Source organism: Sphingobacterium shayense, from assembly GCF_013179575.1.
Classification (GTDB): domain Bacteria; phylum Bacteroidota; class Bacteroidia; order Sphingobacteriales; family Sphingobacteriaceae; genus Sphingobacterium; species Sphingobacterium shayense.
In genome coordinates this window covers 1-21,034 of the sequence record NZ_JABMCQ010000067.1, presented here as the reverse complement: position 1 = coordinate 21,034, position 21,034 = coordinate 1, and the positions used below count along the sequence as shown (strand labels likewise).

The window sequence follows — 21,034 nt, the reverse complement described above, 5'->3', positions numbered from 1 at the left end:
TTCCGAAATTAACGTCCAATTTAGGGGGTGGAATGCTGATTAAAGGCTAAATTTAAAATAATGACAAAAAATAGATTATTGATTATATTTCTTTTAATGTGGCAGGCTTGCTTGGGCCAAAATGATAAACAACAATTACCAATTCTGAAAACTATATACAACGTTGATGACAGCACACGTGTATTTAAAGAATCGCTACCGAAGACGGGTAAAATTATGCTAGTGTTTTATGATCCTGGTTGTTCTCACTGTCAACAATTTGCGCAAGGAATAGCGGATGACTTTGAAGAATTTAAGGAAATTTCTGTCTTTTTTATTTGCATGCAGAGCGTAACTCATATTAAAGGCTTTGTCAATATGTTTGGAAAAACCCTTATTGGTAAAGCACACGTATCGTTCTGGCGCGATCCTGGCACAGAGTTTTTTGAATATTTTTTACCGGAGAATTATCCAGCGACATATTTGTACGATGCGCGCAGTCTGAAATTAATTAAATCATTTCAGGGAGACTATGAAATAGCTAAAATGCGTTCATTTTTTTAAAATGAATTGGTTGAACTACCTGAAGTTTGAAAATGTTCTACTCGTTCGGATCTCCGATGATCTTTTCTAAGATCGCTTTACTAATTGAATCGACGCTTTGTGTGGAATTAGACAGTACCACGATTGCTGATTTTGTGTCGGGCGAAATTCCAATAAAGGAAGTGCTACCGCCTGTGGCTCCAGAATGATGAAAATAGATCAGTCCGTCCAGCATACTCATTCGCCAAGCTAAGCCAATATCTGTATTGTCTGGAGTGAAAGCGGTAAACTGCCTAGTTAGGGCCAAGGCATACTGAAATTTGTTTTCAGGCATTTTAAACTGTTCTAATGCCAACAACATCAAATCGCGCGCGGTAGATTTTAATCCCCCGGCACCAACCATAACATCGAATGTCCACGCATTCGTTGGTTGGCCTTGATTATCATATCCGGTAATTAGATGTTTCGAGTTTATTACCGACTTATCTGTTGTATTGCTCATTTTTAAAGGTGTTAGAATTATCTCTTGTACACACTGTATATATGGCTTTTTATTGATAGAGGAAACTAATTCCCCCAGAAGCCCATAGCCTAGATTGCTATATTCGTAGCTCCCGGATCGTTCGGGGTTCATTTCATAATTTTTTAAAAATTGGAATAGGTCTGTTCGTTTATAGTTGGCATACGGGTCGTTTATTTTGAAGTCAGCAACTTCGTCGGCGTTGCTAGCCAAGCGAGGTAATCCAGATGTGTGGTTTGCTAACTGCTTGAATGTAATTCCTTGAATTGAAGAGTTTTGGGATACGGAGTCTGGTAAGAAATTTGTGATTGTGTCGTCAAGATTTATTACTTCTCGTGTCACTAAATCAGCGAGAAGTATAGCCGTAAATATTTTGGTTAGGGAGCCTATCTCGTATAGCGTTGTATCTGAAGGAAGCGTTCCGTTGCCCTTTTCTGTTTCCCCATATAGAAAAGATTTGTATTTGTTTTTATGAAAAAGAGCTATAGTCAGGGACTGTGCATTTCCTTCGTTGATATATGTGTTTGCAATTGAATCGATATAAAAATCTGTCGGAGATATAGCCTCGACTTTCGTCAAAATCGATGTTTTTGACTTGATATCTTGTTTATCAGTTGTATCTATCGTTTTTTCTGCAGGTAAAAACGATAGTATATCGAAATGAAACGTACTGTCGAGAGAGAATTTTGTGTCGATATTATATTGATCAAATTCAAGTTTGTAGGTTGCAGTGTTCTTATTAAAGTCGACAACTTGAACATTTCGAATACGACCCAACTGGTATACATTGTTGAGTGTATATGCAAGCTGGTCCGCACTTATTTTCTCTTTAAATGCTTCCGAAGCGAGGTTATAGATGGAGTCCGTTAACTGTGTATTAATAAAGAATTCAATTTTGTTGAATACCGATCGATTGATGGCTTCAGACTTACTTTGCGAATAACAAGTAAATGAAAGTATAGAAAACAGAATGAATAATATTTTACGGCTCATAGACACAAAATTACAGAATCTATTATTTATAAGCCAATTATTTGTTTTAAACGTGCATAGCCAGATTTGCTCACGTTTATTTTTTCGCCAGTAAGTAAAGTTGCAATATAGCTTTCTTTCTCCATCGGTTCTATTTTAGCGAGCTGATCGACTTTAGTGATGAACGAACGATGAACACGGACAAATTGCTTTGGATCTAGTTGTTTTTCAAAAGAGGCCATGGTTTTATTTTTTAGAAATACCGCATCTTTAGTGTGTATTTTAACGTAATCGTCATATGCCTCTAAGTAAGTCACCTGTTGTACAGGTATAATTTTGATTTGCGTCCCATTTTTAACGACAATTCGTTCGAGAGATTCGTCTTCTCTTATTGCCTTTACTTGTTCGCTGGTCTTTAACGGAGTCTCCGTGTTGGGTAGGTTATTTCTCAATTTATTAATTGCGCGTTCAAACCTGTCTTTACTGATTGGCTTAAGTAAGTAGTCGATCGCGTTTTTTTCAAAAGCCTTGATTGCATATTCGTCAAAAGCAGTCGTGAAAATTACGTTGGGTATTTCGTCGATAATCTCGAGCATTTCGAAGCCGGTAAGCTTAGGCATCTGTATGTCCAAGAAAATGAGGTCGGGAGTATGTTCCTGTATCGCTTTTGCTCCTTGGAAGCCGTCTCCACACTCGGCAACGATTTGAAAATCTTGATATTGCTTGAGGTAGTCCATGATGATCATGCGAGCTAACGGTTCGTCGTCGATAACAATTGTTTTAATCATATTGCGGTATTTTTAGTGTGGTGGTAAATATATTGTTTGTCATGGATGTCTCTAGTAGATCTGTACGTCCGTATAATAAGAATAGTCTTCGCCGTATGCTTGATAGACCAAATCCTGTTCCTTTTTTTGTCTCGAATTGATCTGAGTCATATGGATTCGTAATTGTAATGAAAAGTAAGTAATTTGAAGTATGGATATCGATGGTTATCTCGACATCACCAATAATATTATAAAGTCCAAATTTAATAGCGTTTTCGAGTACAGGTTGAATAATCATAGCGGGTACTTTGGTTTCGTCAATCTCTTCGCCTATCTGGAAGGCCGTGGAAAGGCGATGACCAAACCTGACTTTTTCAATGTCTAAATAAAGTCGTAAATGAGCGATCTCATCTTTTAACGAAATCAATTGTTTGTCATCCTTACGCATTGTTCCCCTTAAAAAATCAGATAATTGAAAGGTCATATTCTTCGCTTCCTCTGGTTTGACACCTATAAGGGCGATTATAGAATTGAGGCTGTTAAACAGGAAATGCGGTTGTAATTGTTGTCGAAGATTGTAGAGCTCCGCATCACGGAGAATTCTTTCGGATTCTTCCTTACGTTTTTTATTATCCTCATATTCCTCTTGTATGTTCCAAAATATGTTAATGATAATTGCACACAACAATAAGAGGAAGTTGATAATAAATCGGTATGGCAACACCTCGTAAAAATGGGTAAGGGAGAGATCATCAAAGAATTGGTTTAAGAAAAATAATGACAACCCAATACTCATGAGGGTCAATATCAGACAGATTAACGTAATCTTCAGGTATTGATTTTTACGGGGTAGATAATATTGTAGTGTGCTATAAATAAGGTAGCAGCAGGTGGTGATCGAGAGAGCGCCAATGAGTGGTTCATAGGGCGAAATAGGTTGAGGTCGCAAATCCCACCATAAAAGGAAATAGGATAGTATAAAATATAAAATACAAATAGTCCATGAACTTGCATGGATTAATCGGTTCTTCGATGATAATTTAAAAATCATCAGTTTCAGCTATTTTTTATGGTAATGTTACCGAATATAGATGTACCAGTAATATACAGACTCTTATTTTGATCAACTATTTTTGTTAATATGACGCGGCGATCATCGTTCTCACTTAAAATGGATGAAACGGTTGTTACAACGACCCAATGAGGGGGGACGATTATTTTAGTACTTCCAAATAATTGAAAAACGTCGAGTGCTACAGGCTGAGGCATGTCTGCTTGTAGAAGGTTTATTTCGGTACTTCCGAAGACATTTGTTAATGTCCCTCCAAGAAATGATTTAGAAAAAACGACTTTTCTAGCGTGGCCGAAGACAGAGTCTATTTTGATGTAGTTTTCGCCCTCGTATTGAAACCTTTCTCCTTGGCTCTGCCCTTGATTTGTGGTATGGGCAGAACCGGGTTCATCTGTTTGGAATGGCGTGTACAACGGCTCCACGACGTCATTAGCTTGGTTTGTGTTTACGCGCTTATCCCAATCAAATTCATCCTTGTTCGATGGGATGGTGGGAGGTGTTGGTGGGAGATTTGCGCTTTGGTTCCGGTTTTTCAGTATAAGATATATGCCGATTATGATCGCTCCCAAAGGCAATATGACGCCCATGAAAGAAAGATTGGTTAAATCTTTGAGTAGGAATAGCCCACCAATTGCAATTAGGATAACCGATGATTTTTTCTCGAAGCGAGAGTTTACACCTATTACTAGGCCAATAATTATTAATATCATTTCCCATCCAAAAATCCACCGAGGGAACCAGATTCCCATGTTCAAGTTTTTTAATAGCAATGCTAAACCAAGGAATACGATGATTGCCCCAACAATATTTGCGCTTTTGTTGTTCCTAGGAGGGGTAGGTGGTGGGGTTGATTTATGTTCTCTGTCTCTTTCCATTTTGATATCTTGTTTTTATTGTTTGAATCAAAAGTAGCGCATTACAAAAGATTCACTAAGCCAAAATAGGTAATACATCGCACTTTTTCGGTAAACACCGTTAATTTTTCGGTGAAATTTTCAACCTCTATCATGGGAGAAAAGAAATCATCAACCCAAAACTAAATTATAGAATAAAAAATAATAATATTTTTTCTAAAATTTGGGTGTTTGAAATTAATTATTATATATTTATAACTGAAAAGGGATTTAAACTTAAATACTTACATTACTAATGGGAGATTTTGAAAACAAAGAGCGCGAAGAAGTATTTTCAAAAAAGGTGAGAGCGGGTAAACGTACTTATTTTTTTGACGTGAAAGCTACTCGTTCAAATGATTACTATGTGACTATCACGGAAAGCAAAAAGCGGTTTGAAGATGGTCAATTTATTAAACACAAGATTTTCTTGTATAAAGAAGACTTCGAGAAGTTTGCAGAAGGGTTGACCGATGTTGTGGAGTATATTAAATCCAATCAAGAGGTTGTGGAAAAGCGTTACGAACCAAACCAAGAGGAAACGAATTACGAAGGTAACGGAGTTGTTCAAAAGGACGACTTTTCATTCTAAGGTTACTGCAGGAAATAGATGAAGCCACTTAATTTGAGTGGCTTTTTTTAATCAAAAAATGTCCTCTATAGATCGCTTTTGTGGAATGATCGCATAAACATATTACAATTCCAGCACTTTTCATAAGTGAATAATTCTTATTTTCGTTGCATTATCAACGATACATATGAATAAAATTATTGCTACTTCATTTCTGAGTGTCCTTTTTGTGACGCAATTGCAAGCACAAAAAAAAGATCTTAATTTTTCTCAATCATGGGGACGAGAGTTATCCATCACAAATAGTATTAATCAGTATACAGGTTGGGCAGATAATACCCATTATTTGGAGAAAGATGTGAACGATAACAAAGTCTATAAAGTTGATATTAAAACGAACGAGCGCTCTTTATACACACCGCAACCGAAATCAGATGTCGCTCTCTACATAAACGAGAATGATATCTATATACGTTATGGCGAGGGTGAACCAAAGAAAATAACCGATTCACCAAAGGTGTCCGAAAAAAATCCGACTCTTTCGCCCGACGGGAGTTATGTTGCATTTACGCGCGCTAACGATTTATTTAGTATTAAAATTTCAGATGGAAGCGAAATTCGTCATACGAACGATGGAACCGATGTGATTTATAACGGTTGGGCTTCTTGGGTGTATTATGAGGAAATTCTCGGGCGATCCACGGAATATAAAGCATTTTGGTGGTCACCTGATAGCAAAAAGATCGCATTTATGCGTTTTGATGATACCAATGTACCGATGTTTCCGATTTATGGGTCCCAAGGGCAACACGGCTATGTCGAAAAAACCCGTTACCCTAAGGCTGGAGATCCTAATCCCGCAGTAAAATTAGGAATTGCAAGTATTGAAGGGAAATCTGTAACCTGGGCGGATTTTAAAGAAGAGGATGATCAATATTTCGGCGCCCCGTATTGGAGTTTTGATAGTAAATCGATTATGGTCCAATGGATGAACAGAGATCAAACGAATCTGAAATTTTATTCCGTAAACCCGACTGATGGATCAAAACTTGAATTGTATGACGAAAAGCAAGATAGTTGGATAAATCTTGATCATGAGGAACGAGTTACGTACCTAGCAGATAATAAACAGTATATTTTGAAATCTGACCGTACGGGATGGGCACATTATTACTTGTATACACTTAAGGGAAAATTATTGAACCCGATTACTTCTGGTGAATGGCAGGTGCTATCCTTAGAATATATTGACGAACCGAATGAGGTTATTTTTTTTACCGCACGTAAGGAAAACTCGGCGAGGGTAGACCTTTATCGTGTTGATTATAATGGTAAAAATTTGAAACGCTTAACTTTCGGAGACTATACGCATGACGTAAAGGTTTCTCCTGATGGGAAGTATTTTATTACAACCTATTCTAACGTAACTACACCGAGTAAAGTGGCATTGGTCGATACTAGGGGTAAACTAGTTCGAGAGCTAGCCGATAGCAAGTCGCCGAATTTTGATCAATATAATGTAGGGAAGACTAGTTATTTTACTATAAAATCTGACGATGGTCAATTTGATCTTCCAGTGATTATTACTTATCCAGTAAATTTCGAAGAGAATAAACAATATCCTGTTATAATGAGTATTTATGGTGGACCGGACGCTGGAACCGTTCGAGATACGTGGAAAGGGACATCAAACCAATATTGGGCAAAAGAGGGTATAATACAAATTACGTGTGACCACCGCGCGTCGGGACATTTTGGTAAACGAGGCGTTTCTTTAATGCACAGGAGCTTAGGTAAGTGGGAGATGGTGGATTATATTACGATCGCTAAATGGTTGAAAGCTAAACCTTGGGTCACAAAGGATAAACTTCTTATCACGGGCCATAGTTACGGTGGGTATATGACGTGTTTGGCGTTAACAAAAGGTGCTGATTATTTTGATTTTGGTATTGCTGGCGCTCCAGTAACAAGCTGGGATTTATATGACTCACATTATACGGAGCGATGGATGGACACCCCTCAAGATAATTCAGAAGGCTATAAGAGCGGCTCGGTACTATCGTACGTAGATAATTATAAAGGGGTGTTGCGTATTATGCATGGTGACATGGATGATAATGTACATTTACAGAATACTATTCAACTTGTAGACGCATTAACGGATCGAAGTATTCCATTTGAGCTCATGATTTACCCGGGGAGCAGACATGGTTTTGATCGTTCAAAATCCGCGTATGATTTTAAGGAACGGGTTCGATTTTATTATCAATATTTGTTGGAGAAACCAGTCCCCGAGGATTTTAAATAACTAAACATTAATATCATATCATAAGGTCCTGTCTAGAAGTTTAATTTTAACAGGACCTTATGATATAAATTAGCAGGTACATTAGAACCCCTTGGGCGTTTTAAGGTTGCCGAGGACTCAGTGAATATTCCAACGTAGAGGTAAATATGTTTTGCTGATAATTGATGTAAACTAAAAATAATCTCATATTTGCATAATTATTCTATAGTATGCTACAATATCTAAAACAATGTACATTTAAGGCAAATGATGTTTTCTTGAGAGCAATAGGGATTTTAAAGAGTCATTATTTTTCCATAGCGGGACTTTGCTTCCTTTTGTTTGTCACATCTAATACTTCAAGTTACTTAGCCTGGAATTTGCAAGATTATAGTAGTGTTGTGCTAAAATGGTTCTTATGCTTCTTGTTTATGACGGTCTTTTTTGGGACACAGTTGATTTTAATTAAACGAGCATTGCTTTTAGCACATGGGATAGAGCATGCTGACTTTAAAGATTATATCCCATCGACGAAGCAATTTTTAAATTTCCTCTTAGGCTTTGTTTTTTACTCCGTCTTAGTTGGTGTTGTGTATTTACTCACTTCTATCGTGAGCTTTCCGCTATTGTTTCTCGGGATAGATATGAAAACACTGAGTATGGAGGTAAATCCCTTCCTGACGGGACTCATTATGTTGTTCGTACTTATTCGTATTACGTTTTTTCCATATTTCATCGCCGATAAAAACACCAACTTGTTTAGAGCCTGTAGATTAAGTATCGCGCTAACACGAGGGAACGTCGTTAGTTTATTGCTTTTGTTTCTAACGATCGGATTGGCTTATATATTTCAATTGTCATTCGAGTATTTTGAGTATTTTATCGCCGCAAAGATATTTAGTTTTATAAATACCTTTTTTGTTATACCTTCGGTTAGTTTAGTGATGGCAGTCGCTTACCAAGAAATGTTGAAGGATTATGATGGAGGAGATGATCCAAAACTGCTCAAGAATATTATTTAATACGCCTATTTTGAAGAAGAAAAATATCGCTATATTGGGTTCTACGGGTAGCATCGGTACGCAGGCCCTGGAGGTTGTTAAAGCATTTCCCGATTTACTCCAAGTTACGATTTTAACGGCCGCCACAAATGCAGACTTGCTTATTACGCAGGCGCTGGAGTTTAAACCCAAGGCTGTTGTTATTGTTCAACAAGATTTATACAGTAAGGTTTACGAAGCCCTTCACAAGTTTGGAGTTTCGGTTTACGCTGGCGAAAGATCGTTAGAAGAGGTTGTTGAATATGACAATATTGATGTTGTGCTCAATGCCATAGTAGGTGCCGCGGGCTTGCGTCCAACTGTGAATGCAATAAAAAAAGGAAAAGATATCGCATTAGCAAACAAAGAAACACTAGTCGTAGCCGGTAAGCTAATGATGGATCTGGTGAAGGATAATCAAGTAAAGATGCTTCCAGTAGATTCCGAGCATTCGGCGATATTTCAATGTCTGTACGGCGAGGAAGATAATGCAATAGAGAAAATATTATTGACGGCTTCTGGTGGGCCCTTTCGAGGTCGAGATCGCGAGTTTCTTAGGGGTGTTAAAAAAGAGCAGGCGTTAAAACATCCAAATTGGACAATGGGTGCAAAAATAACGATCGATTCAGCAACTTTGATGAATAAGGGTTTGGAGGTTATCGAAGCTAAGTGGTTATTTGATGTGGATGTTGATCAAATCGAAGTGGTCGTCCATCCCCAATCTATTGTTCATTCACTTGTCCAATTCACAGATGGATCTATAAAAGCTCAACTAGGGTTGCATGATATGAAGCTACCAATACAAAATGCATTGACATACCCAGTTAGGCAGGCTAATAGTTTTGAACGTTTTGATTTCGTGAATTTCCCGGCTTTGAGTTTTGAAAGGGCAGATACCAATGTTTTTCGTAATCTAGGCTTGGCGTACCAGTGTCTGTTGGATGGGGGAGATCGTTCTTGTGTTTTGAACGCGGCGAACGAAGTCGCTGTAGATGCGTTTTTACATGATAAAATTTGCTTCTTGGGAATGAGTGACCTTATTGAAGCGACATTGTGTCAGTTATCAAAGGTGAAAAATCCCAGTTTAGAAGATTTATTGGTAATAGACTTGGAAACACGAAAAGTGGCACGAGATTTAATAAAGAGTATGTAGGCTGATCATGAAAATGTGAAGCTGTAGGAAATAAATTAATTATACAATTTAATGGGAACATTGGTGATGATTGGGCAGGTTGTTTTAGGCTTGTCAATTTTAATTATATTACATGAACTAGGACACTTTCTGGCAGCACGCGCTTTTGGAATTAAAGTGGAAAAATTTTATTTATTTTTCGACGCCTGGGGAGTGAAACTTTTTAAATTTAACTATAAGGGCTGTGAGTATGGTATCGGTTGGCTGCCTTTAGGAGGATATGTGAAGATTGCGGGAATGATTGATGAATCAATGGATACGGAGCAACTTCAAGGAGAACCGCAACCTTGGGAGTTTCGGTCGAAACCAGCTTGGCAGCGGCTGATTGTTATGCTGGGGGGGATTATCGTCAATGTAATCGTTGGTATCTTCGTGTTTTGGATGTTGACATTTAGTTATGGCGAATCTGATATTGATAATTCGAAGTTAAAGTACGGGGTTGTTCCCGGTATCGTTGGGAAAGAGATCGGGATACAATCAGGTGATAAAATTGTGGCCGTAAATGGTAAGCCCGCAATTAAATTTTACGGTGACGTTATGAGTTCTGATGTGTTGATGGGCGATGCTGTATTAACAATTGATAGGGCGGGTACTCAACAAGAGCTGAAGGTACCTGCGGATATCTTAAATGATATTGCCGAACATAAGTCTGTTGAGTTTGTACAGCCGCGCGAGAAAATGAACCGTATCGAATTGGTGGCTAAAGATTCTGAAGCGGAGCGGATGAACTTATTGGTGGGTGACAGTATTATCTCTGTAAACGGTAAACCCATTGTTTTCTTTGATCAATTCTCTTCGGAAGTAAAAAATAGCATAGGCAAAGCGATACGAATCACTGTAATGCGTAATGGAAGTTTGGTTCAAACTAACGGAGCGATAGACTCGAGTGCTGTCGTCGGCGTTTCTAACGGAGTAGCTAAGTTTCCGATGATAACGCAAAAATATGGTTTTGTGGAATCATTACCGATCGGTGCCTATAAAGCATTTTCAGTCATTACTGATAATATCAAGGGATTCGGAAAAATCTTTAAAGGAGATGTTCGTGCTGATAAAGCATTATCTGGTCCCGTCGGAATCGCGAAGATGTTTGGTACCGAGGTTAATTGGGCTAAATTCTGGAGTTTAGTTGGTATGTTATCGATGGCTTTAGCTTTCATGAATCTTTTGCCCATACCTGCGTTGGATGGAGGACATGTCGTTTTTCTATTGGTTGAAATGATACAAGGAAAACCCTTGAGCGATAATTTTTTGGAAAAAGCGCAAATGGTGGGATTCTTCATATTGATTGCTCTTATGATCTTTACATTAGGAAATGATATAATAAAATGGTAAACCAAAGTCAGCCTCGGCTGACTTTTTTTTGAAGAAAATGGACACAAAGACTCGCGCAAATGTTAAACCCGGAATGTTGGTAAACATTGTTCTGAAGAAAGATCAACGGACAGGAACACTAACGGAAGGGATAGTAAAAGATTTATTAACCTCCGCGCCATTTCATCATCGTGGAATAAAAGTACGATTGGAAGATGGGCAGATTGGCAGGGTGCAAGAAATCATTGAAGAAGATTAATGTACTCAAGAGTTTGAGTTGTGAAACAAGAAATCTTTGAATTTGTTTTCTTTTAATTTTTAATTTTCATAAATTTATTTGTACCTTTGGCTTTCGTGAAAAATGGGGTAACATATCTCGTTGCAGCGTCGCAAGACACCAATGTTTACATTGATAAACAAGGTATTTAATTTTATTTTAGCCCGTTTGGGCTTTTTTTATATCTAGGCGAATACTTATACATACACGAATATAGAATGACCAACTACAGCAAATTACCAGCAATTTTAGTGCTCCAAGACGGAACAGTTTATCACGGAAAAGCTGCCGGTAAAATTGGAACAACTACGGGAGAAATCTGTTTCAATACAGGCACTACGGGTTATCAAGAGATCTTTACCGATCCGTCTTATTATGGCCAAATTATGGTAACCACCAACGCGCACATTGGTAATTATGGCATTGACCAAGAAGACACAGAATCTGATAATATTCAGATTGCTGGTTTAGTGTGTAAAAACTATAATATAAATTATAGTCGTCATATCGCAGACAAATCTATTCAAAACTATTTTGAAGAAGAAAATCTGGTTGGAATATCTGATATTGATACACGTTCTTTGGTTCGCCATATTAGAGATAAAGGTGCAATGAACGCAATTATCTCCTCGGAGAATCTTGACCCAGAGGTGCTCAAAGCACAACTGAAAGAGGTGCCATCGATGGAAGGTTTAGAATTGTCGTCATTGGTATCAACAAAAGAGCCATACTTTTATGGTGAAGAAGGAGCTCCAACAAGAATAGCGGTATTAGATCTTGGCATTAAGAAAAATATCCTGCGTAACTTTGATTCGCGCCAGGTATACGCAAAAGTATTCCCGGCCCGTACAACGTTCGAGGAAATGGAAGAATGGCAACCAGATGGCTACTTCATTTCGAATGGCCCAGGGGATCCAGCAGCAATGGACTATGCTATTAAGACAATCGAAGCGATTACTGATGCGGACAAGCCAATGTTCGGTATTTGTTTGGGGCATCAAATGTTAGCGTTGGCTAATGGTATTCGGACCCAGAAAATGCATAATGGTCACCGTGGCATTAATCATCCCGTTAAAAATATTATTGCGAATCGTTGTGAAATTACTTCGCAAAATCACGGTTTCGGTGTGGTAAACGAGGATGTATTGAGTTCCGATAAGGTGGAGGTTACGCATATTAATTTAAATGACCAATCAATTGAAGGTATTCGCTTGAAGGGGAAAAAGGCGTTTTCCGTTCAGTATCATCCGGAGTCTTCCCCAGGACCACATGATTCACGTTATTTATTTGACGATTTCATCGCAATGATTAAGGAATAATTTGAAAAAGGCTAAACTATAGGTTAGCCTTTTTTTAATTCTTAATTTTGGAGGGAAATTTGGAATATATATATTTGATATTACTAACTATAAATGTTATCTTAGTGTTCGTTATACACTAAGTAAGAAATTTAAAAAGACAATAAAGAGATGAGTTTAATAATTGATGTTCATGCGCGTCAGATACTTGATTCGCGCGGTAATCCTACAATTGAAGTAGATGTTACTACACAAAATGGTTTTGTTGGTCGTGCTGCTGTACCTTCTGGTGCTTCTACAGGCATTCACGAGGCCGTTGAATTACGCGATGGTGATAAGTCTCGTTACCTAGGAAAAGGGGTTCTTAAAGCGGTTGCCAATGTTAATACTAAAATTGCCGAAGCGTTGAACGGTATTGATGTGTTTGAACAAAATTCAATCGATAAAGTTATGATCGAGCTTGACGGCTCAGAAAATAAAGGTAATTTAGGTGCGAATGCAATTCTTGGTGTCTCTTTAGCTGTTGCGAAAGCTGCAGCACAGGAATCTCGTCAGCCATTATACCGTTATATTGGTGGTGTAAATGCAAACACGCTGCCGATTCCTATGATGAACATCATTAATGGTGGTTCACATTCCGATGCACCTATTGCATTCCAAGAATTTATGATCATGCCTGTTGGTGCTCCTTCTTTCTCGGAAGCGTTACGATGGGGAACAGAGGTATTCCACAACCTAAAGAAAATTCTGCATGATAGAAATCTATCTACCGCTGTCGGTGACGAAGGTGGGTTTGCTCCTGCTTTTGAAGGTACTGAAGATGCGGTTGAAACCGTTCTTAAAGCAATTGAGGCTGCTGGTTACAAACCAGGATCGGACATTTGTTTAGCATTAGACTGTGCTTCTTCAGAATTTTTTAAGGATGGGAAGTATGATTATGCTAAGTTTGAAGGCGAAAAAGGTGCTATTCGTTCTAGTGAGGAACAAGCGTCTTATTTAGCTGAGTTAACAGAGAAGTATCCTATAATTTCTATTGAAGATGGAATGGCTGAGGATGACTGGTCTGGCTGGAAAACATTAACGGAGAAAATTGGTGATCGTGTACAACTGGTCGGTGACGATTTATTTGTTACAAATACAAAACGTCTACAACAAGGTATCGATGATGATACGGCGAACTCGATTTTAGTGAAAGTAAATCAAATTGGCTCATTAACTGAAACGATAAATGCTGTTACGTTGGCTCAAAATTCCGGTTATACATCGGTAATGTCCCATCGTTCGGGCGAAACGGAGGATGCTACGATTGCCGATTTAGCGGTTGCTTTGAATTGTGGACAGATTAAAACGGGCTCTGCTTCACGTTCGGATCGTATGGCTAAATACAATCAGTTACTACGTATCGAGGAGGAGCTTGGTGAAAATGCTCGTTTTATCGGTAGTAATTTTAAATACGCGATCAAGAAATAATTAGACTTAGAAATCATATTTGAAGGGAAGCAAGGTGAAATGCTTCCCTTTTTATTGATAATTATTTTTATCTTTAGGGAGGATTTAGATTATATTTTCATGGAACGCTTTCTCTTATTGATTCGCAATAAATACTTAATCGCCGGTATAGCCTTCGTCGTATGGATGTGTTTTTTCGACCGTTATGATATAAGTACTCAATATTCTTACTATAAAGAAGAATCGAAGCTACAATCTGAGAAAGAATATTATGAGTCAGAAACGGTCCGAATAGAAAAAGCAATCGTGGATGTTCAACAAAACCAGACCGAAATCCAACGTATTGCTAGAGAACGGTATAAAATGAAGAAAGATAACGAAGATGTTTATGTAATTCAACGGGTAAGCCCAAAGAATTAGCTCGTCGCTTTATTAGTTGAGTTTCTTTCCGTTTTTATGAAGGAGATTTCTTGATAGGTATCTGATATTGCAAAGATCTTGTATCCATATTTCTCCATCAGCGCAAAAAGCATTCGTCCTTTTGTTTTTCCATCAATAAAGAATCGTTCATGTGTCTCCAAAAGTATTTGTTTGATCGGAATGTTCGATTTTAGAATATCTTCCATAACGACGTATTCTGATCCTTCAATATCCATCTTAAGAACATCAATTTCCTGATGTCCTGTTTCTACTATTATGTCGGCGAAAGATTTTAAGGGAACGCTTATATATTCTCCTATATCCACTAAATGATGTTTGAAAATACTTCCCGAAACGTGGTCTTTATTTTTGGGTAAATGAAATTTTACTAATTCTGTCTTATTACCTATTCCGTAGGGAAAAAAATGAAAGGTTTCTGGTAATTGCTGTTTTGATATCCAGTTAATAGACTTTGGAGTAGGGTCAAACGCATATACCTGACATTGATGTCTCTTTATAATAGATTGATCGAAGGAAATGTCTTCGCCCACCCCGAAAGAGTAAATTATAGAGTTTTCACAAATTAAATTCGGATTAAGGTAGAAGCCCCCATACTCATTTCCATACCATTCCTTATCGATTTTCTTTTGTGTTTTAATGTAGGCTATTAATCCTATACGTGCTTTAATCCAATATTCAAGTCGTTTAAGTTTGTTGTTTCTCTCCATATAGAGTTCAGGTTTAAGCTTGCCAGTTTATAAAGCTACGGTAGCAATAGGCGGTGTATAATATACTACGACCGTCAATCCCTTCCGTATGAATCCGTAATAGCCTTAAGTTTTGATTCGATATCTATATAGTAACGAAGAAAAACATATAATTGGTGTGTTGAGATAAATAATTTTTAATAGTCTCAGTAGGTGGGATATTAACATAACTCTCCCGACTCGATGTGTTACGTCATTATAACGATTTCGGCCACATTTCTCTGCTCTGTAATTTTAACTAATTTTGAAAGTCAACATTTACAAAGTTAACTTTCAAAGTTGTTTGGCCGTGCTGCATCATTTAAAATTTCAAATGTTTAACTGTTAGGCCATCGTTAATAAGCTGTTTTAGCGCATCGATTCCAATTTTAACATGCGTCTCAACATACTTTGCAGTTACCGATAGATCGCTTTCTGAGGTCTTTACGCCTTCGGGAACCATTGGCTGATCTGATACAAGAAGCAATGCGCCGGTTGGAATTTTGTTGGCAAATCCTACACTAAAAATGGTTGCGGTCTCCATGTCAACCGCCATGGCACGGATCGACTTTAAATACTTTTTAAACGCTTTATCATGTTCCCAGACACGTCTATTTGTGGTATAGACCGTTCCAGTCCAGTAGTCTCTGGCGTAATCTCGAATTGTTGTCGATATAGCTTTTTGTAAAGCAAAAGAAGGAAGAGACGGTACCTCGGCAGGAAAGTAGTCATTAGATGTCCCTTCTCCACGGATTGCCGCGATCGGTAGAATAAGTTCCCCGACGGGAATTTTTTTCTTTAGCCCCCCTGTTTTTCCTAAAAACAATACTGCTTTGGGCCCGATCGCGGACAAAAGGTCCATTACGGTTGCAGCCATAGGGCTTCCCATTCCAAAATTAATAATTGTTATCCCTCCAGCGGAACAGGCCTGCATCGCTTTATCCTCTCCATAAATAGGTGCATTCCCGTTCATATCGGAGAACATTTTTACGTATTTTGAGAAATTCGTTAGTAGAATGTACGGCTCAAATTCTTCGAGAGGACAGCCCGTGTATCGTGGTAACCAGTTGTTGACAATGTCCTTTTTGGTTTTTAATCCTGGGGTGATTGGAGATTCGATAGTTTTTTTTGTCGACATAACATAGAAATTTAGTTTGCGAAATAATTTTTCTGGCGAAAAATATCATTTTATGGTGGTAAAAAAAATCCCTCGCGAGAGGGATTTTTTAACTAAGCTACTTGAAGTTTCTTAATATCCGATTTTGCAAATTTTTGCTTTGCATAATCAAGAGTTATATGGAGTGTACTACTTTGTCCTTGTTCTTTTGAGGTTGGAATTTCGAACATCGCATCAAGCATAATTGCCTCACAGATACTTCGTAATCCCCTTGCTCCAAGTTTGAATTCCCAAGCTTTTTCTACTATAAAGTCATATACATTCGCATCAAATATTAACTCTACATCCTCGTATTCGAAAAGCTTAACATATTGCTTAATTAAAGCATTTTTCGGTTCAGTCAGAATGCTCAACAGTGTCTGACGGTCCAACGGATTTAAGTACGTTAACACCGGTAAACGGCCGATGAGCTCTGGAATCAAACCAAAAGTCTTTAGATCCAACGGTGTAATATATTTGAACAAGTTATGGAGATCGATTTCCGTCTCTTCTTCATTCATTTTGTATCCTACCGTCTGCGTCTTTAAACGATTGGCAATCTTTTTCTGAATACCGTCGAATGCTCCACCGCAAATGAAAAGGATATTGCTCGTATTTACAGAGATCATCTTTTGATCCGGATGTTTACGTCCACCTTGTGGGGGTACATTCACATTGGTTCCTTCAAGAATCTTTAAAAGCGCTTGTTGAACACCTTCTCCGGAAACATCGCGTGTAATCGACGGATTGTCGCTTTTACGCGCAATTTTATCTATTTCATCGATGTAGATTATCCCTCGCTCAGCAGCTGCTACATCGTAGTCGGCAGCTTGCAATAGTCGGGTTAAAATACTCTCTACATCCTCGCCTACATATCCAGCTTCAGTCAACACTGTCGCATCAACAATGCAGAATGGTACATTGAGGATCTTAGCAACCGTTTTCGCTAGTAATGTTTTACCTGTACCTGTTTCTCCAACGATTATAAGATTGGATTTTTCAATTTCAATTTCGTCTTTGTCGACCTTTTGATTGAGTCTTTTATAATGGTTATAAACCGACACCGAAATAACTTTCTTGGCATCGTCTTGACCGATGACATATTGGTCCAAATGCTCTTTAATTTCGGCTGGTCGTATTAGTTTTAGTGTTGTTTGTAGAGATTTGCTTTTTCGCTGTTTTAATTCTTCTGTTAAGATTTCGCCGGCCTGCGTAACACATCGGTCGCAAATATGAGCTCCGTCACCAGCAATCAGCATTTGCGCATCATTTTTGCTGATCCCACAAAACGAACAACGAATCTCTTTGGTATTAATCTTACTCATTGAATAATTATTTTTTTTCTTCTTTTTTAGCCATTAGTACCTCATCAATCATACCAACTTCTTTGGCTTCTTCGGCTTTCATCCAAAAATCACGATCAGATGACGTTTCAACCCATTTGTAGCTTTGCCCAGAATGGCTCGAGATGATGTTGTACAATTCTTCCTTTAATTTTAGCATCTCACGCAAATTGATTTCCATGTCTGAGGCAACACCTTGTGCTCCTCCGGACGGTTGATGAATCATAACGCGAGCGTGTTTTAACGCAGCACGTTTACCTTTTGCGCCTGCAACCAACAGTACGGCCCCCATTGAAGCGGCGATACCAGTGCATATTGTAGCTACGTCGGGAGCGATATATTGCATCGTGTCATAAATTCCTAATCCAGCATAAACGCTTCCTCCAGGGGAATTTATATAAATTTGTATATCGCGTTGTGCATCTGTGGATTGTAAAAATAACAATTGCGCTTGTACAATATTGGCGACTTGGTCATTTATTGCGTCACCTAGGAATATAATACGGTCCATCATTAATCGAGAAAATACATCCATTTGCGCGACGTTTAACTGGCGTTCCTCAACGATATATGGTGTTAGGTTCATCGGCGAATTCTGTTGAACGCGCGAGATAAAACCGTCGACATGTTGACTGCCAATGCGATGATGCTTAATGGCATATTTTCTGAATTCGTTTTTATCTATATTCATTATTTTATGTTTTTCTACGTGATTAATTATGTTATGTAAAAATATGATTTTAATCTGAACTACAAATTAAGAGCCGAACTATAATTTGGCAGTTCTGGAATAAACTCAAATTTGCTCTCTTTGAAATATATTCTACAGTAATAATGCTGTAAGCCGTTGCTGATTAATAGTAACGGTATTTTATGAACGCTATTATAGTTGGCAACCTGGTGAAACGTTTTTTCGGTAATTTTGACAGTGGGTGCTTTAAACTCTGCCAAAAGTATCTTTTCTCTGGAACTATTGAAGATCAACAGATCACTTCTCTTCTGTAGGTTGTTTAGTTTCAATCCCCCTTCAATTTGCATTAATGTTTTTGGGTAACCTTTATGGTTATGTAAGTAATGTACCCAATGTTGTCTGACCCACTCCTCTGGGGTTAAAACTAACTCGCGTTTACGTAGCTCATCAAAAATATAAAGCTTATCTGACTTTCGTATAATTTTAGAAGAATAGCTAGGCAAGTTTAACGGGATGGGCTGAAACATATACAAAAATACGTTTTTTTAAACGATCACACAAAAAAATATCTGCCGAGTAGAATCGATATAAAAGTTGTATTTTAGCCCATATGAATGTTAATGCCATACTTTCGGATATCAAAAAACGTAAGTTCAGTCCCGTGTATTTGTTGCACGGAGAAGAGCCCTACTATATTGATTTAATAACCGACACGTTGGAGAGTACTGTATTGAACGATGCCCAAAAAGGATTTGATCAGTCTATTTTGTATGGTAAGGATACGAGTATAGATACTGTTATAAATGCCGCAAAGCGTTATCCCATGATGAGCGATAACCAACTTATCATTATAAAGGAAGCCCAAGATTTGAAATGGAAGACGGAGGAAGCATTTCTTTTAAAATACCTTGAGAATATTACCCCGACAACGATACTGGTTTTAGCGCATAAATACAGCAAAATTGATAAACGCAAGAAAGTATACTCCGCGTTCAGTAAGGCGGGCGTAGTTATTGAATCTGAGAAATTGCGAGACTATAAGGTGGCAGAGTGGATAACGCAACAGTTTAGTAGTTTGGATCGTAAGATACATCCGCATGCATCCGCAATGATGGCAGACTATCTTGGTACTGATTTGTCAAAAATAGCTAATGAGATTGAAAAATTGACATTAAATGTGCCGTCAAATCAGGAAGTTACTCCGCTTCATATAGAACAAAATATAGGTATCAGTAAACACTTTAATGTTTTTGAGCTTCAATCTGCACTTGGTGCACGAAACATGCAGAAAGCTATTCAAATTGTCGATTACCTAGCTTCTAACCCAAAGTCTAATCCTCTTCCAGTTGTCATGGGGAGCTTGGGGAATTATTTTACCAAACTATTAAAATATCATTACTTACAAGACAAAACCCCAACTGCGGTAGCAAAGGAGCTTGGGGTGCACGCTTTTTTCGTTCGGGATTATGAAACAGCTGCAAGGAATTTTAATAGAAGAAAGTCCTTTGATATTATACATCAACTATGTGTATATGATCTGAAAACGAAGGGATTAAATGTTGGACCCTATACGAGTAACGGCGAGATATTGCGAGAGTTAATTTATAAGATATTGAATTGAGTGTAATTAGCTTCTTTCTAGCTTTCGCTCGTTTTATCCTTTTTTTTCTGAAGCTCAGTGTTAGATTCGTTGATTTCTTTGTATTTTATTTCCGTTGTTTGGGGTTGTTCTTGCGTTTTTATGTTTACGTCTACTTTGATCTTCTTTTTAATTCGCGCTTTCCGAACGATACCCCATTTCATAAGCAGCTCTTGAGTTGCGTTCGTCCTTAAATGTTCCTTTTCGGGTTCGCCAATTAAAAATCCAAACGCATTCATTGATGGCACAGCATCGAAGATAACTTTAATCGTTGCAGTCAAGGGTAAGGCTAATATTAATCCCGATAGTCCAAATAGCATGCCTCCTAATATCATCGTGATCATTGCCATTAGTGGATTAATCGAGACTTTGCTCCCCACAATATTTGGGGTAATTATGTTTCCTTCTAAAAATTGGACTATCTGAAACCACGCAATCACACCAATTGCGTACCATGCGCTGTCTTTTACGGCTAATGCAAACAAAGCGGGCAAGATTGATCCAATAGCAATGCCAATGTAGGGTAGTAGCATCAATAGCGCTGCTAACGTGCCAAAAAACCAAGCATAGTCGATTCCAAGGATCATTAAGCCCACGGTGTTAAGAATCGCAACAATTCCCATCACTGTAACTAAGCCTAAGAGATAGCTTTGTACAACAGAGTATATTTTATTTAATGTTTCGTTAACTTTCGCATGCGGCGCATTGCTAAAAGCTTTGAAGAAGAATTCACGAAAAAATACCCGGTAGTATAAGAGAAAAAAGCTGAAAAGCGGGACCAAAATTGCGCTAGCAAGCATGTTTCCAATAGATCCGAAGGTTGCTGTAGCCATACTTCCAACGTTCGAAAGGAGCTTGTTTCCTTGTT

Annotated in this window: 21 protein-coding genes; 11 read left to right on the top strand and 10 right to left on the bottom strand. The window is 38.1% G+C overall.

Features of this window, described 5'->3' with window-relative positions:
• The first annotated feature begins 60 nt into the window (after window positions 1–60).
• Complete coding sequence (locus HP439_RS09835; RefSeq protein ID WP_172390163.1) at window positions 61–543, top strand: peroxiredoxin family protein; 483 nt, start codon at window positions 61–63, stop codon at window positions 541–543.
• Window positions 544–580: 37 nt separating this feature from the next.
• Here HP439_RS09835 and HP439_RS09830 read toward each other — a convergent pair whose 3' ends face one another.
• From HP439_RS09830 to HP439_RS09815, 4 genes are read right to left on the bottom strand one after another with little or no spacing between them, the layout of a single operon-like run.
• On the bottom strand, window positions 581–2,035 hold the full coding sequence (locus HP439_RS09830) for a serine hydrolase domain-containing protein (protein WP_172390162.1): 1,455 nt from the start codon (window positions 2,033–2,035) through the stop codon (window positions 581–583).
• Between the two features lie 26 nt (window positions 2,036–2,061).
• A complete protein-coding gene (locus HP439_RS09825; RefSeq protein ID WP_172390161.1) occupies window positions 2,062–2,802 on the bottom strand; it encodes a LytR/AlgR family response regulator transcription factor in 741 nt (246 codons plus the stop codon).
• Window positions 2,795–3,832, bottom strand: a complete 1,038-nt coding sequence (locus HP439_RS09820; protein WP_246229323.1) for a sensor histidine kinase — start codon at window positions 3,830–3,832, stop codon at window positions 2,795–2,797. The genes HP439_RS09825 and HP439_RS09820 overlap by 8 nt, the downstream gene beginning before the upstream one ends.
• Window positions 3,833–3,837: 5 nt before the next feature.
• A complete protein-coding gene (locus tag HP439_RS09815) occupies window positions 3,838–4,728 on the bottom strand; it encodes a LiaF transmembrane domain-containing protein (protein ID WP_172390160.1) in 891 nt (296 codons plus the stop codon).
• 274 nt (window positions 4,729–5,002) lie between these two features.
• Here HP439_RS09815 and HP439_RS09810 point away from each other — a divergent pair, with 274 nt between their 5' ends.
• The 9 genes from HP439_RS09810 (at window position 5,003) to HP439_RS09770 (ending at window position 14,591) form a co-directional block, all read left to right on the top strand.
• Window positions 5,003–5,338 (top strand): DUF3276 family protein, encoded by a 336-nt coding sequence (locus HP439_RS09810; RefSeq protein ID WP_172390159.1) that lies wholly within the window; start codon window positions 5,003–5,005, stop codon window positions 5,336–5,338.
• Between the two features lie 166 nt (window positions 5,339–5,504).
• A complete protein-coding gene (locus tag HP439_RS09805) occupies window positions 5,505–7,625 on the top strand; it encodes a S9 family peptidase (protein ID WP_172390158.1) in 2,121 nt (706 codons plus the stop codon).
• Window positions 7,626–7,834: 209 nt separating this feature from the next.
• The gene (locus HP439_RS09800) at window positions 7,835–8,626 is read left to right on the top strand and encodes a hypothetical protein (RefSeq protein WP_172390157.1); all 792 of its coding nucleotides are present in this window, start codon (window positions 7,835–7,837) and stop codon (window positions 8,624–8,626) included.
• A gap of 10 nt (window positions 8,627–8,636) precedes the next feature.
• Window positions 8,637–9,797, top strand: coding sequence for a 1-deoxy-D-xylulose-5-phosphate reductoisomerase (locus HP439_RS09795; protein WP_246229322.1), 1,161 nt, complete (start codon window positions 8,637–8,639; stop codon window positions 9,795–9,797).
• A gap of 51 nt (window positions 9,798–9,848) precedes the next feature.
• Window positions 9,849–11,168: an RIP metalloprotease RseP gene (gene rseP / locus HP439_RS09790; protein WP_172390156.1), complete on the top strand. Its 1,320-nt coding sequence runs from the start codon at window positions 9,849–9,851 to the stop codon at window positions 11,166–11,168.
• A gap of 37 nt (window positions 11,169–11,205) precedes the next feature.
• Complete coding sequence (locus HP439_RS09785) at window positions 11,206–11,406, top strand: YwbE family protein (RefSeq protein WP_172390155.1); 201 nt, start codon at window positions 11,206–11,208, stop codon at window positions 11,404–11,406.
• Window positions 11,407–11,642: 236 nt separating this feature from the next.
• Entirely contained in the window at window positions 11,643–12,743 is a 1,101-nt protein-coding gene (gene carA / locus HP439_RS09780; RefSeq protein WP_172390154.1) for a glutamine-hydrolyzing carbamoyl-phosphate synthase small subunit, read from the top strand.
• A gap of 150 nt (window positions 12,744–12,893) precedes the next feature.
• Complete coding sequence (gene eno, locus HP439_RS09775) at window positions 12,894–14,192, top strand: phosphopyruvate hydratase (protein ID WP_172390153.1); 1,299 nt, start codon at window positions 12,894–12,896, stop codon at window positions 14,190–14,192.
• A 99-nt stretch (window positions 14,193–14,291) separates the two neighbouring features.
• Window positions 14,292–14,591 carry an FtsB family cell division protein gene (locus HP439_RS09770; RefSeq protein WP_172390152.1) on the top strand — a complete coding sequence of 100 codons (300 nt, stop codon included), beginning with the start codon at window positions 14,292–14,294 and terminating at the stop codon, window positions 14,589–14,591.
• On the opposite strand, the gene HP439_RS09765 is transcribed toward HP439_RS09770, so the two are convergent.
• The 5 genes from HP439_RS09765 to HP439_RS09745 all read right to left on the bottom strand — a co-directional run bounded on the left by HP439_RS09765 (window position 14,588) and on the right by HP439_RS09745 (window position 19,054).
• On the bottom strand, window positions 14,588–15,319 hold the full coding sequence (locus tag HP439_RS09765) for an FkbM family methyltransferase (protein ID WP_172390151.1): 732 nt from the start codon (window positions 15,317–15,319) through the stop codon (window positions 14,588–14,590). The two genes, HP439_RS09770 and HP439_RS09765, sit on opposite strands and share 4 nt — an antisense overlap.
• A gap of 340 nt (window positions 15,320–15,659) precedes the next feature.
• Window positions 15,660–16,475, bottom strand: coding sequence for an AMP nucleosidase (locus tag HP439_RS09760; protein WP_172390150.1), 816 nt, complete (start codon window positions 16,473–16,475; stop codon window positions 15,660–15,662).
• Window positions 16,476–16,567: 92 nt separating this feature from the next.
• Window positions 16,568–17,818, bottom strand: coding sequence for an ATP-dependent Clp protease ATP-binding subunit ClpX (gene clpX / locus HP439_RS09755; RefSeq protein WP_172390149.1), 1,251 nt, complete (start codon window positions 17,816–17,818; stop codon window positions 16,568–16,570).
• A 7-nt stretch (window positions 17,819–17,825) separates the two neighbouring features.
• Complete coding sequence (locus HP439_RS09750) at window positions 17,826–18,527, bottom strand: ATP-dependent Clp protease proteolytic subunit (RefSeq protein WP_172390148.1); 702 nt, start codon at window positions 18,525–18,527, stop codon at window positions 17,826–17,828.
• A gap of 59 nt (window positions 18,528–18,586) precedes the next feature.
• Entirely contained in the window at window positions 18,587–19,054 is a 468-nt protein-coding gene (locus HP439_RS09745) for a type I restriction enzyme HsdR N-terminal domain-containing protein (protein WP_172390147.1), read from the bottom strand.
• Between the two features lie 83 nt (window positions 19,055–19,137).
• Between HP439_RS09745 and holA the strand changes: the two genes are divergently transcribed.
• Window positions 19,138–20,148: a DNA polymerase III subunit delta gene (gene holA / locus HP439_RS09740; protein WP_172390146.1), complete on the top strand. Its 1,011-nt coding sequence runs from the start codon at window positions 19,138–19,140 to the stop codon at window positions 20,146–20,148.
• Between the two features lie 17 nt (window positions 20,149–20,165).
• On the opposite strand, the gene HP439_RS09735 is transcribed toward holA, so the two are convergent.
• Window positions 20,166–21,034 (bottom strand): AI-2E family transporter (locus tag HP439_RS09735; RefSeq protein WP_172390145.1); only part of this gene is annotated, 869 nt, incomplete at its 5' end.